This is a genomic window from Microcoleus sp. T3_B1, assembly GCF_036700445.1.
GTDB lineage: Bacteria > Cyanobacteriota > Cyanobacteriia > Cyanobacteriales > Microcoleaceae > Microcoleus.
On the sequence record NZ_JAUBOX010000027.1, the window covers coordinates 14,879 to 28,652 of the forward strand.

General features: G+C 43.0%; 12 protein-coding genes and 1 pseudogene. 10 read left to right on the top strand and 3 right to left on the bottom strand.

Translation table 11 applies throughout. The annotated features are described in order from the left end of the window. Window positions 1-12: 12 nt before the first annotated feature. The gene (locus tag QT990_RS16365; RefSeq protein WP_333465476.1) at window positions 13-2,634 is read left to right on the top strand and encodes an adenylate/guanylate cyclase domain-containing protein; all 2,622 of its coding nucleotides are present in this window, start codon (window positions 13-15) and stop codon (window positions 2,632-2,634) included. 82 nt (window positions 2,635-2,716) lie between these two features. Here the strand turns inward: QT990_RS16365 and QT990_RS16370 are convergent, their stop codons facing one another. Continuing rightward, complete coding sequence (locus tag QT990_RS16370; RefSeq protein WP_333143184.1) at window positions 2,717-3,067, bottom strand: four helix bundle protein; 351 nt, start codon at window positions 3,065-3,067, stop codon at window positions 2,717-2,719. 200 nt (window positions 3,068-3,267) lie between these two features. Between QT990_RS16370 and QT990_RS16375 the strand changes: the two genes are divergently transcribed. The 8 genes and pseudogenes from QT990_RS16375 to QT990_RS16410 all read left to right on the top strand — a co-directional run bounded on the left by QT990_RS16375 (window position 3,268) and on the right by QT990_RS16410 (window position 11,471). Continuing rightward, on the top strand, window positions 3,268-4,761 hold the full coding sequence (locus tag QT990_RS16375) for a mechanosensitive ion channel family protein (protein ID WP_333465477.1): 1,494 nt from the start codon (window positions 3,268-3,270) through the stop codon (window positions 4,759-4,761). 476 nt (window positions 4,762-5,237) lie between these two features. Continuing rightward, entirely contained in the window at window positions 5,238-6,320 is a 1,083-nt protein-coding gene (locus QT990_RS16380; protein ID WP_333465478.1) for a substrate-binding domain-containing protein, read from the top strand. Further along, on the top strand, window positions 6,317-6,982 hold the full coding sequence (locus QT990_RS16385; protein ID WP_333465479.1) for a hypothetical protein: 666 nt from the start codon (window positions 6,317-6,319) through the stop codon (window positions 6,980-6,982). Before QT990_RS16380 ends, QT990_RS16385 begins: the two co-directional genes overlap by 4 nt. Before the next feature lie 41 nt (window positions 6,983-7,023). Beyond that, a complete protein-coding gene (pstS, locus tag QT990_RS16390; protein ID WP_333465480.1) occupies window positions 7,024-8,040 on the top strand; it encodes a phosphate ABC transporter substrate-binding protein PstS in 1,017 nt (338 codons plus the stop codon). Between the two features lie 383 nt (window positions 8,041-8,423). Further along, the gene (locus QT990_RS16395; RefSeq protein WP_333143193.1) at window positions 8,424-10,517 is read left to right on the top strand and encodes an iron uptake porin; all 2,094 of its coding nucleotides are present in this window, start codon (window positions 8,424-8,426) and stop codon (window positions 10,515-10,517) included. Between the two features lie 72 nt (window positions 10,518-10,589). After that, window positions 10,590-10,865: a hypothetical protein gene (locus QT990_RS16400; RefSeq protein ID WP_333465527.1), complete on the top strand. Its 276-nt coding sequence runs from the start codon at window positions 10,590-10,592 to the stop codon at window positions 10,863-10,865. Continuing rightward, window positions 10,804-10,971, top strand: coding sequence for a transposase family protein (locus QT990_RS16405; RefSeq protein ID WP_333465526.1), 168 nt, complete (start codon window positions 10,804-10,806; stop codon window positions 10,969-10,971). The genes QT990_RS16400 and QT990_RS16405 overlap by 62 nt, the downstream gene beginning before the upstream one ends. Window positions 10,972-11,000: 29 nt before the next feature. Further along, a pseudogene (locus QT990_RS16410) lies at window positions 11,001-11,471 on the top strand (HARBI1 family protein). On the opposite strand, the gene QT990_RS16415 reads toward QT990_RS16410, so the two are convergent. Further along, on the bottom strand, window positions 11,468-12,610 hold the full coding sequence (locus QT990_RS16415; RefSeq protein WP_333465481.1) for an IS4 family transposase: 1,143 nt from the start codon (window positions 12,608-12,610) through the stop codon (window positions 11,468-11,470). The pseudogene QT990_RS16410 and the gene QT990_RS16415 overlap by 4 nt on opposite strands. A 378-nt stretch (window positions 12,611-12,988) precedes the next feature. On the opposite strand from QT990_RS16415, the gene QT990_RS16420 reads away from it, so the two are divergent. Further along, complete coding sequence (locus tag QT990_RS16420; RefSeq protein WP_333465482.1) at window positions 12,989-13,273, top strand: hypothetical protein; 285 nt, start codon at window positions 12,989-12,991, stop codon at window positions 13,271-13,273. A 95-nt stretch (window positions 13,274-13,368) separates the two neighbouring features. On the opposite strand, the gene QT990_RS16425 is transcribed toward QT990_RS16420, so the two are convergent. Further along, the gene (locus QT990_RS16425) at window positions 13,369-13,761 is read right to left on the bottom strand and encodes a hypothetical protein (RefSeq protein ID WP_333465483.1); all 393 of its coding nucleotides are present in this window, start codon (window positions 13,759-13,761) and stop codon (window positions 13,369-13,371) included. Window positions 13,762-13,774: the final 13 nt, after the last annotated feature.

The window sequence follows — 13,774 nt, forward strand, 5'->3', positions numbered from 1 at the left end:
GCAATAAAAAAGATGTTAAATTCCCTAAATCGCTTGCGTAAATTCCGTAATGCCTCCCTAGGTAATCTCAAACTGGGTAATTTCAAACTATTGAGAGGCTGGACAATTCAATCCAAAATGCAAGCGCTACTCCTAGGAGTTAGCCTCGGTTCCGTAGTGGTAGTTAGTGGGATTGGTTGGTATCAAACACAAGCTACCCTCAGAAACAAAATCGCCGAGCAACTTGCAGGTATCAGCAGCAGCAAAGCCGAGCAGTTTGAATCCTACTTTGAAAATTTGAACAACCAAGTAGGGATGCTGGCAGCAGAGAGCAACGTTGTTAAAGCAATGGTGGATTTGAATGGGAGTTTCCGCAACCTGGAGCGCAGCTTTATTCCTGCCGAATGGGATACAGCGCTGGATACTTACTACACGGAGCAATTTTTCCCTCGGTTGAAAACAAATCTCGCCCCACAAGAAGTGACCCCCAGTGTCTATCGTCCCACCGGACAAGCAGCTCGCTATCTCCAGTATCACTACATTGCTTCTAATCCCAACCCAGTCGGAGAAAAAAACAAACTACTTGATGCTGGTGATGGCAGCAATTACACCAAAGCTCACGCCAAATATCAAAAATTTTTTGCAGGGATTATCCAAAAATTCGGTTATTACGATTTATTTTTGATTAATCCTAAAACAGGGGATATCGTCTATTCCTATTTTAAAGAGACAGATTTTGCGACTAATCAACTACAGGGTTTTTACGCCCAGAGTTCACTAACTGATTTGGTGCAGGCAGTCCAGTCAAATCCTATACAAGGTAACATTCAGGTTGCTGATTTCAAACCTTACCGCCCCTCTTATAACGCTCCAGCCGCTTTCCTGGCAACACCCATTTATAGCGGTTCTAACATGATTGGCATTTTGGCCGTGCAAATTCCCATTGAAAAAATCGACCGGGCTATTAGCCGGAGTAATAATTGGGAAGGCAGTGGTTTGCAGAAAACGGGGGAAGTTTATTTAGTCGGGCCGGATTCCTTAATGCGTTCGACATCCCGTTTTTGGGTTGAAGACCCCAAAAAATATCAAAACGTGGTTCGTTACACGGGGACTGACCCGACAACTCTGCAACTGATGGAGAAATTCAACACTACCATTGGCTTACAGAAAATCAACTCGACCGCAGCCCAAGCTGCCTTAGCAGGGAAACAAGGCTTGATAGTAGACCGCAACTATCGCGGGGCTGAGGTATTGAGTTCCTACGCTCCTTTGAAGTTGAACGGCTTAAATTGGGCGATTCTGGCAGAGATGGAGGTGGGGGAAGCTTATCGTCCGCTTTACACGTTGCAGGTAATTCTGTTGATGGCGGCGGTACTTTTTCTACTAGGAACGGCGTTTTTAGCGGCAATTGCTGCAAAGATTTTCACATCTCCCCTGCGTCGTTTGACTGATAGCGCCCGGAGACTTAGTGCCGGTGAACTGGATGTGGAAGTTGATGTGAAATCCCAAGACGAATTTGGGGAATTGGCAACCGAGTTCAAAGAGGTGGCGAACAAATTACGCCAAACAGAGGAGCAACTGGAAACCAAGAAGCAAGAAAATGATATTCTCTTGCATAATATCCTACCCAGCGCGATCGTCGATCGCCGAAACGAAGGAGAGTTAGTAATTGCCGACAGCCTCAAGCAAGTAACCATTCTCAATGCCCATGTGGCAGGTATTGCTGAGTTGAGCAAGCAAATGTCACCGGTAGAGGTAACAGAAATGCTTACCAGACTATTTGATGAATTTGACCAAGCGGCAGAACATTTTGGTGTAGAACGGCAAAACACTCTTAGTACAGATTACGTAGCAGTGTGTGGACTCACCCAAATCAGATTTGACCACAGCAAACGAACGGTTGATTTTGCCCTAGCCATGTTAGACATTATCCAACGCCGAGAAAATGGTCGTCGTAATTTTGCTTTAGGTTTACGCATCAGCATTCATGCAGGCCCAATCACAGCAGGAGTAGTCGGAACCCAGAAAATTGCGTACAGCATCTGGGGCGAAACAGTGTATTTGGCAAGTCGCTTACAAAGCAAAACTGAGTTGAACTATATTTTGCTAACTCAGAATGTGTATGAACGGGTAGCAGATAGCTACACATTCATGCAGAACCCTTCGGTAAATATTGAAAATCTAGGAAATGTAGAAACTTGGACGTTAGTAACGGCCCAAAAGTTGATGAGAAGTCAGGTGGACTTGGTTCAGTCATCTTTTGAAAAAGTCAAGCCTATTTCTGGGAAGGCTGCCGAACTATTCTACAATCGGCTGTTTGAATTAGCACCTTCTTTTCGTCCTATGTTTAAGGGGAATATGAAACCGCAGGAAGGTAAGTTAATGGCTACGCTTGCTATCGCAGTCGAAGGTTTGCGTCAGCCAGAGAAGATTATCCCAGCCGTCCAGAAATTGGGTCGCGACCATGCGGGCTATGGTGTCAAGGCTGAATACTACGATACCGTCGGCGAAGCTTTGCTGTGGGCTTTAGCGCAAGGACTGGGTGAAGAGTTTACTACGCCTGTGCGAAAGGCATGGGAAGAAGCTTACACATTCTTGAGCGAGATTATGAAAGAAGCAGCAGCAGAAGTTGAGTTGGAAAAAATAGGCGTTTGAAGGAGGCAGGAGGCAGGAGGCAGGAGGCAGGAGGCAGAGGGCAGAAGGCAGGAGGAGGTAGGAGACAAGGGGCAGGAGGGTTTTAAGATTTGATTTTTTGAATGCTTGAAACTAAAATTCCTTGAAACCTATCGACTTCTTCCAAAACAGGACTAAATAGTTCAGGAGATGCTAATCCGACTTCCTTGGAAATAATCAACTGAGTGTCAAGTTCTCGAAGCGAACCTAAAGCAATGTGTAGAAAATGGATATATTCGTTTTGCGTTCGTCTTCCATAGCCTTCGGCTATATTTGATGGCACAGAAACTGCCGAACGTCTAATCTGGCTAGTTAATCCGTAAATTTCAGATTTCGGGAATTTTTCGGTAAGTCGATAGCAGTTAATAGCAAGCTTGACTCCACACTGCCAGATAAATTGCTCTCTGTAGCTCATGGTTTAGAAGTTAGAAGTAGGAAGTTGGGACAAACTAAACTAAACAATTATAAACCTCCTCCTGCCCTCTGCCTTCTGCCTCCTCCTGCCCCCTGCCCCCTGCCTCCTGCCTCCTCCTGCCTCCTGCCTCCTCCTGCCTCCTGCCTTCTGCCTCCTGCCTCCTACCCCGCTACTTACCGTTTGTTGGTTAAAAAACAATCATGGATAAATCACTTCTGGGATGGCTATTGCTTTTAGGGTTGGGATTCCCCTTGTTTGGCATACTGCTTGGTGAAGCTGCTTCAAGATTGGAACGCGAGCAACACCCCTTAGCAATTGGTCTGCGTCAGGTGCGCGAGTATCTGTTACCGCCGTTAGCCGTGCTGTTGGTAATGCGGCAGCTTTTGAACGTCGCTGGCAAAGATTCCTGGGCACGTTTTGTGGAAACGTTAACTTGGGTTGCCATGATTGTAGCGGGACTTTCTTTAGTCAACGCTTTACTGACTACAAAAAAAGAAACTATTAAATGGCAAATTCATGTCCCTAACCTGTTTTTTCAGGTAGCTAGGGCTGTAGTAATCTTAGCCATTGGCTATCACATTCTCAATGGAGTTTGGGATATAAGTTTTACTGGTTTGGGTTCCAGTGTAGGGATAGCTTCAGCAGTAATTGCCCTCGCGTTGCAAGATACCCTCAGTAACCTGGTATCAGGATTGTTGCTGCTATTTGCTAAACCCTTCAGAACGGGTGACTGGATTGAGGTAGACGGAAAGCAGGGGCGGGTACTCGAACAAAATTGGTGGTCGGTCACCATAGGAACTCCTGCCTGGAAATTAAATGTTCCCAATGGTGTGTTGTCGAAGGCAAAGATTATCAATTATGGCCAGGGAGCAATGTTTAAAAATATTTCCGCCAGCTTTTCTTACGACGACTCTCCTAATGAAGTGATTCCAGCACTAAGTAGCTTGTTGGAAGGTATAGATGCGATCGAAGGCAAAGGTTTTGCTGAGGTTAATTCCTATGGAGATTCCAGTATCACCTACGACCTTTGGTATAAAGTGCTGCCTGAAAAAGCTATTTTCGTTGCTCCAGAGCTCAAATCCCGACTTTACTATCTGACCAAACGTTATGGTTTTACCGCCCCCTATCCGATCGCAGTTCAGTACAGCGTCGATGCTAAACTTGGGATACCGAGCCGGATTCCTCAAGTAGTAGAGAACCACCAAGAGGAATTGGTAACTTATTTGCGATCGCTCCCTTATTTCCTAACGCTCAATGACAATCAAATTGAAAAATTGGCCCAACGAGCTAGATTAAAAGCCTACGGCAAGGGTGAGCTAATTATCCAGGAAGGCAAAGAAGACGAGGGACTTTATATTATGTTCAAGGGTACGGGAGAGGCATACCTAAAAGATGAAAAAGGCGATCGCAAGGTAGTGGATGAGCTTGAACTTAACGAAGCCTTTGGTGAAATGGCTATCTTTCCTGGAGAGGTAAGTCCAGTTACAGCGATCGCCCTGGAAGATGTTGAGGTTGTAGTCATTCCCGCCGCACAGATTATCGAAGCAATTGAGTCTAACAACAAATTTGCCTCAGAATTTCTCCAATATATCGAAGAACGCAAAAAAATGGTTCTAGTTGCCAAAGGAATTAAGGAGGATGTAAAGTCGTTGATTAATAATAACAATGGTAGCCGAGTGCAAGTGAGAAGATAGTTAAATAGTTGACAGTTGACAGTTGACAGTTGACAGTTGACAGTTGACAGTTGACCGATCAAGCGTGAGATTTTTCGGATGGATTTACAAAAACATTCCGCCCTGAAAGCGGGGTTTTGAACCCCGGACTTTTGAGAAAATTATAGCAACCGCCTAGGGATGCCGGACACGAGCGATCGCACAAACAGGTAGCTTTTATTACTTCTGTTTCCTGCCTCCTACCTTCTGCCTCCTGCCTCTTGCTATACTGAAATTGGCGCTAAAAATAGTGATTTTTTTTGTAGTTTGAGGCTTGACTTTTTAGGTCAAATAGGGTAAATTTTGTGTAGTGGTAAAGTTTAAAGTTTACCTCAAATAAATACGCTAAATTCAGTCAACTAAACACTACATTTTGCCGGAAAGGAGAGTAAAAACACACTAAAATATTTCCTATTTTTTTTCAATTTACCTCCTAACCACCTTGGCGGTTCCCATATATGTCATCAATCAGGATGAGAATAAGTAGAGCAAAAAATTACATAAATTACTTATTTTTGCTCAACCTAGTTTTAGTATTAACAGCCTGCGCTGGTCAATCCCAAACCTCACAAGCAAATATTGGCAATCAAGCTAGTACGGATCAAGCTTCAAAAGAAAACTTGGGTATTCAGAAAGTCGAGGGAAAATTAGTTAAATCACCCTCAAATCAAGACTCAGCTAAACAGGGCATTGTCTTACCCGCAGTCAATCCCCTGGAACTAGAGGGAACACTGGCGATATCGGGAAGCCAGGTAGTTTTGCCGATTAGTCAGGCTATTGCTCAACGCTTTATCCAAGACGGCTATCCCAGCAAGATTAATCTCGCTGGTATTGATACTCAGGTTGGCTTCAAGCTATTTTGCGAGGATAAAAAGGTAGATATTGTCAATGCAGTTCGCCCGATTACCAGTCAGGAGTTAGCAGCCTGTGCCAAATCAGGTGTTGAGCCGATCAACTTTCAAATAGCCACCGATGCTGTGACTATTGTAGTCAGTTCTCAGAATAGTTTCCTCCCAAACAGTCTGACGCGCGATGAACTAGCAAAGGTATTTACTGTTCAACATTGGTCAGATGTCAATCCCAAATGGCCAAAAGAGCTGATTAAACGCATTATCCCAGCGGGGGCTGCTACTGGTGGCTCTGTTGACCTGCTTTCCCAAGCTATTTTCCAAGGAAACGTTAGCCAACTTACTAATGCTCCCAATACGGTATTTTATGACTTTGTAGAGCAGTTGCACTCAGAAGCTTTAATTAATCCCTATATGATAGGCTTTTTAGAGTATGCCTCCTATCAACAAAACCGCGACAAGTTAAGGGCGATCGCTATTGATAGAGTAGACCCTTTCCTGGCAACATATCCGATAACTCGTCCGTTGTATATTTATGCGGATGCCAAAGCGATTCGGCAACGACCGGAAGTAGCAGGATTTGTTAACTATTACTTGACCTATGTGAACGAAGAAATTTCTAGTTTGGGCTACTTCCCAGTTAAACAAACCGTATTGGATGAATCAAAAACTAAGTTTTTACAATTGAAATGAACCAGAAAAAAATAACTACAAAAATGCGAACTTCCGGCATGGCTACTTCGGGGAAATTTTTAAGACTTGCAGGAATAGCTATCCTTGCCTCCTCTGTTTATTTGGGTGATGCTCAGGCTCAATCTCTCACTAACAATAGAAGTTTATCTCCGAAGGCAGGAGGCAGAGGAGCCCCTGAGAAAGCTCATCAACCCTCCAGCTTCCAGCCTCCAGCCTCCAGCCTCCAGCCTGTTTCATTAATAGCCCAAAATCTAGGAGGAATAGTCCGAAAAATTCCCCTAGAAGAAGTAGCACTTCCAGCAATGTCTTCAGCAAAGACAGCGACAAATGCTGCATTTAGCCAAGCCCGAATTGAACTGAAGTCAGATGGTTCGTTAATATACATACTCAGAGGTAAAAACCAACAAGGCTTTGAAGTTGAAGTACAAGTTACTCCCAGTGGCACTCTGATTCAAGTTGACGAGCAAATAGAGTCCAGTGGAGTCCCTGAAATTGCTCTAAAAGCTTTCAAAAAATGGGCACCAAATGACCCACTTATCAGCACTTGGCGGAGTACCCGTCTTGGCGAATTTTTCTATCAATTTGTCATTCGGGATTTTTGGTTAGAAATTGCTGCTGATGGTAATAAGGTCGTCATTTACCGCAAAAAAATCAATATTTAGCACATCAACAGTCAAAATATGCAATTTTGCCGCACAGATCCATGAAGAGATTTACGCTCCGTAATTGGCAGAGAATTGTCGCTGCCACACTAACTGCAACAACAATTGCTTTCACTACGAATGCTGCTTTTGCTCAATTACTTAAGGGTGCTGGTGCTTCTTTTTCCGAACCTCTTTATCAGCGCTATAGCGCAGAATACGAACGGGAAACAGGGGTCAAGTTCAACTATAGTTCCATTGGCAGTGGTGGTGGTATTCGGTTGTTCATTAATAAAACACTGGACTTCGGAGGTACTACTTTAATTCCTACCCCAATTGAGAAAAATCAGATGGAAGATGGGTTGTTAATGGTACCCACAGGAGGAGGGGCAATAGCTATTGTTTACAACCTTGAAGATGTGACCTCCGATGTCAAGTTATCTCGCGAGCAACTGGCACAAATATTCACAGGTAAAATTGCCAATTGGAACCAAGTTGATTCCCGTTTTCCTAACAAAAAGATTCAAGTTGTAGTTCAATCCGATAGTAGCGGTACTACCTTCACGCTCACTAAATACTTGCGAAAAATTACAGGTGGAAAGATAGAAGCGGCGCGGGAACCTAATTGGGGATTTCAGGTTTTCGCTGCCCTTCCTCAAGATAGTGCAGTGGCTGGAGAAGTACGAAGGATTGATGGTGCGATCGGCTATGTGCAAACAAGCTTTGCTCGTAAGAACAATCTAGCTATAGCTAGGATTGAAAATCGGGCTGGTCGTTACGTGGAACCGACTTTGGCAGAGACTGAAAAAGCCTTAGCTAATATAAAGTTTAACGATGACTTCACGACGGAAGATATTGATGACCCAGAAGATGGCTACCCCTTGGTTAGTTTGAGTTGGCTACTATTTTATGAAAAGTATCCCAATGAAACTCTTGTCCAAGCTAATAAGAACTTGTTGACATGGATTCTAACTAAAGGTCAAGGATTTAATCGAGAATTAGGGTACACGAAAATTCCTGAAGATGTAGCTAATAAAGTGATTGAAACTGCAAATAATGAATTTAGAGTTCGTCCTTAATGAAGGAGGCAGAAGGCAAGAGGCAGGAGGCAGAAGGGAAGAGGCAGGAGGAAAGAGGAAGAAGGAAGGAGGAAAGAGGAAGAAGGAAGGAGCCAGAACAAGTGTTTTTACAAATATGAGATGCTCCCCAAGAGGCAGGAGGAGCTTTCTCAGTAGGGGATTCGACTTCTCCTGCCTTCGGTCTTAAACCCTTGCTCCCTCCGATGTGGCAGGAAACAGACGGCAGTTTTCCTTCTGCCTCTGCCTCCTGGCAAGAGCCTCCTGCCTCCTGCCAAGAGCCTCTTCCCTCCTGCCAAGAGCCTCCTGCCTCCTGCCAAGAGCCTCCTGCCTTCGGAGATAAAAAGGTTTGTTATCCATTGTATGTACGATCGGAAAGAGAAATTATGAGCAAATTGAGTCTGCCGTTGCCGCTAACCTCATTAATACTGGGTTGTAACTTGTTAATATTACCCCCTGTATTGGGGCAAGCAAATCTTGCCGATATTCCATTACCGGACTTTCAAACAACTACAACTGCGAATTTGCCAGAGAAGAATGAGGCTACTGAGCAAGTTATTAGATTGGCAGAGCCTTCAGATGTTATGCTTACATCAACTGATGAAATTAATACGACTAACGAATCTCTGCGTCCATTATCTGTAACAACTTTAAACTCAAATGATTTTGGGGAAGAATCCCAAGACTTGTCGGTTAGTAATATTGAATCGTCGAATATTCCCCCAACTCCTCTTGGAAAGGAGGAGGGCTATGTCCCCCCCTCCTTAAGCCAGATCGAAGGTAAGGAGGTTAGGGGAGATCGAGTCTTATCCGAGAAGTATTGGGAAGAATTACTGAGTAATTCAAAGGTAATTTCTAACACATTAGAAAACCAAGTATCTTCTGGTAATAGGTTGCCCTCAGTTAACGCGGATGATAAACCTCAAGTCCAAGAAATTCCTACTAACCAATTACAACCGCCCCAACTATATAGCCAACCACCAGATGCTATGGAGGAAGTTACCAGTGTCACAGACTTGCGAGATGTTAGTCCGGGGGACTGGGCTTATGAAGCGCTGCGAAGCTTGGTAGAAAAATATCGTTGCGTTGCTGGTTCTGGCAAAGGTACTTTCGAGGGTAATCGTGCTATAACCCGTTATGAATTTGCTGCTGCCTTGAATACTTGCTTGATTAAAGTTGGACGTATAATTTATAGCTTAAGCAATACATTCCCCAATAAAGAAGAGTTGGCAGTTGTACAAAGGCTACAAGCAGATTTTGCTACTGAACTGAAAACTCTCACCGCTAAAATAGATAATTTAGAACAGCGAGTAACCTCTCTCAACGAAAATCAGTTTAGCACTACTACAGTGCTCCGGGGAACAGTAGATTTTAATTTAATTAGTGCTTTTGGAGACGAGAAAGCTGTTCCTCCTGGGGAAAAGCCCCGGGACGACTTGAATGAAAATCTCACCTTATCAGCGCGCCTAAATCTCAACTTTGATACCAGCTTTACAGGTCGAGACCGATTACGTACTAGCATTCGGGCTGGAAATGTCAGCAATTTTGGTAGTAGTATTACAGGAACAGATATGACTCGCCTGATTGGTGCCGTTAACACTACCGATAACACTACCAATAATATTCAGCTTCAGCTAGGCTCGTTGTTGTATGAGTTTCCTATAGGTAAACGCGGTAAAGTAATGATTGCACCTCGTGCAAACTATCCTACTCCCATTTTCCCTGCACTTAATCCTGTTTCTTCTATTTCTAATTTTGGTGGTGAAAGTCCTATCTATTCGTTTGCTTCGGGTACGGGGACTGTAGTTTATTATAATTTTACCGATAAAATTGCCGCTGGTGTCAGTTATTCAACTATGAGTGGTAGCAATCCAGTTGAGGGACTATTTGGCGGTCAATATACTGCTTTAACTCAGTTAACTTATACTCCATCTAATAGGTTAGCGATCGCTTTTACCTACGGTCATTACTACGCTCCTGAACGCGGTTCAACTGTTAATGTAACGGGGAGTAAAGGCAGTATATTTGCTCAGTCACCTTTTGGAAAAAGTACAGCGACTTCTTCTAATGCTTATGGCTTACAATCTACTTATAAGTTGAGCAATAAGTTGATTTTAGGCGCTTGGGTTAGCTATTTTAATGCTAGGGCTGAGTCTTCGCCCCGTGTTAATAGTTTAGATGGTTCAAAGGGATCTAGTGCCGATATCTGGAGTTGGGCAGTTACTGCGGTAGTGCCAGATTTGGGTAAGTTAGGGAGTCAGTTAAATTTTGTCTTTGGGATGCCCCCGAAGGTGACAAGTAATGATGTTTCTTCTCGCTTAGACCGCGATAGTTCGCTGCATTTTGAGCTATCTTATCGTTATCCACTTACTAACAACATATTTATTACTCCCGGAGTTTTGTTAATTACTAATCCTGAGCATAATGCTGCTAATGATAGTATTTGGATTGGCTTATTCCGAACTACTTTTACGTTTTAATTAAAAAGACATCTCCAAAATAGTAACAGTTCGTGGTAAGATCACATCATAAAGCTTTTTTGACACAGAAACATGAGCGACATACTCAATCATATTGAAGAGCATCCTAAAGAAACACAGCGATTAATGGGTCTGGATTATGAGCAGTTACAACAATTAATCCAAAACGCGGAACGATTACATCATGAAAAACAAGCTTTACTAGAATCAAAGAAAGTTAGACTTATTGCTAGTGGAGGCGGTAGAAAACCCAAACTATCTCGCTCGCGAACAAATAATTTTAACATTGGTCTATCTGAGGCATCTGACAACATTTCAACTTCTGGGCATCCAGTTTGGAGTAAGTGAGTCTACAGCTAATGATACATTTAACTATTGGTTGCCTCAATTGCGAGAATTGCTACCATGTAGCTTACTTGAACAAGTAAAAAAAACGCTGCTGACTATGAAATAGTCAAGGAAATACTCACAGAATATGAATTAATAGTAGATACCTACGAACAAGTCAGAGAGAGACCTGGAGATCAGGATGAACAAGAAAAATACTTTTCAGGCAAGAAGAGTAATCATACATTTAAAAGTCAAATAATTGTCATGCCAGATGGTAGAGATATCGTTGATGTTGTGGCAGGGAAACCTGGACCTAAAAGCGATATAACTTTATTCCGAGAAGAACGCTCACAGTTTGACCCTCAACTCATATTTAAGGGAGATAAAGCTTACGTTGGAGAAGCTTTAATTACAACTCCGATTAAAAAACCCAGAAATCGAGAATTAACAACTGAACAAAAAGAACAAAACAAAGCATTTTAGGCTCAAAGAATCTTTGTTGAACATCGAATTCGCTCGCTCAAAATATTTCGATTTGTCCAAGAAAGATTTAGGTTGAATCCCCAAAAATATGAGCAAGTAGTGTTGACGATTTGTGGCTGGGGGGGTGACAGAAAGGTCTAGGAGATAGACCGGATAAGGGTTGCAGCCCGCATACCTTGTTGATAAAATCGGCGTTTATTTGGACTTAACTTCATTAACTCTTCAACTTGTTCAGCATATTGTTTTAGATAATTAACCCACTTTTCTCCATCTATACCCACACCAAATGTACTCCGTCTACGATATTTTTTTTTGGGTTCTTTACGACGAGATACATATTTTTGCACCTGCTTTTGCCGGATTTCAGTTCCTTGAAATATTGCCGCAGTGTAGGCGAGAGTCATCAGCAAAATCATCTTAATCAGTCGGTCTCCTTTTAAGCTAGTTCCTTCAAGATCGTAGCCTCCTGTTTTACAATCTCGGAACATTTCTTCAATTCCCATCCGCTGCTTATAAGCATTGATTGCTGCTGGCAATGACCCTAAATCTGTGAGAATAAACCATGCTTCATCCACTGTAAATCCTCCATAGTTTCTTTTCCATTTACAGGCTAGGTCAAATCCAGTAGCAGGACGACTTTTTCTGACTCTTTTTCCTTGAAAGTATAAAGACGTTCCCGGCACTATTCCTAGTTGATCTAGCCGTTGCCAAACTAAATGTTCTGTTTCGATACAATGATTCTTTTTCAGCCTCAAGCAAAAAGACACACCTTTTTCCATCAGCCAGTTCCCCAAATCTACAGAGCAGAATTCACGGTCTCCCAAAACGATGACTTTATATTCTGAAAACAATGGTAAAACTTGCTCTAAATTTGTAGTTTGTTCTTCCAAATTACTATTTCCTAATTTGGGCAACAGTGACCAGTATAATGGAATTGCTCTGCGCTCCCAGATTAAGCTTACCATAAACAGATTAATACGCCCCCATTGACTGCGGTCAATTGCGATTGATACACGAGTACCAACAGGACAATACTTGGTCAACCAATAAGCAATTAATGGGAACCAAATAGCATTAATTGTTAAACTAGGCCAATCCAAAAGTCTTTGTAATTTTCGCCGACGACTTTCGGTTGAAATTGGGTACGGAAATACCCTGGTCAACCGCTCTAATCTCACTTGTTTTTCTGCTTGTATTATAGGTAACAAGAGTTCCATCACTTTCAACTGAGCTAAAGTTAGTTGTTTTTGTAAATGTGTCTGGTAGAATGTTGGTAACATTATTTTTTAGATAGGCAAGCCTGTAACAATTTTGCTGCCTATCTTTTTTTACCACACATTGCCTCAATCCTTACCAAATAAGGGTTCCAGGCTCCTTGTCACCCCCCCAGGATTTGTGGAATAGTAAGGTTACGAATTAGAGCGCTAATATTACCATGAGAAATATCTGCTACATCATCAGGTTAAAATCAACGCAGATAACTAGATATTTTGGCTTAATTATCAACAATAAATATCTCAAAGCCTTATTAGAGCGTACAGAGTCGCTAATTTAGGATGATTGCATTTACGTCATACAGCCTAGTTACACAAAGGCTTTAATTGTTTTTGGAGATGTCTATTTATTCGCGGCCTAGGTACTAGCTCATTTCCGAGGGCGTGAGTTTCGATTTCTTTTCGGCGGTCATCCCGATTTTCGCTCGAATCGGACTCAAAACTAACCGTTATTGGGTTGTACACCGCGAAATCGATCAAGAACATTTAGCAATGGGAATTGACCTCAACCCCCAGTGCGATGAAGATTCGGCATTGGGAAAAGAGTACAGCCGCATCGCTTATGAAACTAGCGTGCTGTATGGTCGGATGCTGGATTCTTGGTGTACCGCCGACAAGGGCAATCAGGAGAAACCTTCACCTGCTCAAATGGTGGCAGCAAGAAGATAGCGGACACCTAATGAAAAAGCAACTAAATCATGGTGGCGAAACTCGCGCAGCGCCACCATTTTCAGTATCGCAGGGCATCCCTGGAAGTTGGCTTCCTAAAAATTAATCGCGCTAACTTTGTTCTGCGATTCTCTCAAGCGCCTTGCGATTAACAGCATGGCTTGGTTTTCTTCAGTCTCGTCTTTGAGTTCGGACAGAGCGCGTTCGATCCTTAAGAGCGGGTGCTCTTCTCTCTCTCTTTTCTTCCTCTCCAAGTCATTTTGAGAGGTGATGATGCTAACCACCTGGGCGCACTCACTGCGCGGGCGCAACCGGGCAATTACCTCCATGCACCGCCACAGCAAGTCGCTGCTGAGATCCTGCTTTCCCTGCCGCACTTTGCTCCAAGTCTGCCGCGCAATACCGCTTTGTTGAGCTAATTCTGTGCCATGAATGTCCGCCTGTTCTTCACAAAGCCACCTCAATAAAGGTGATACGGGTTCAGTCATTGTAAATATTTAT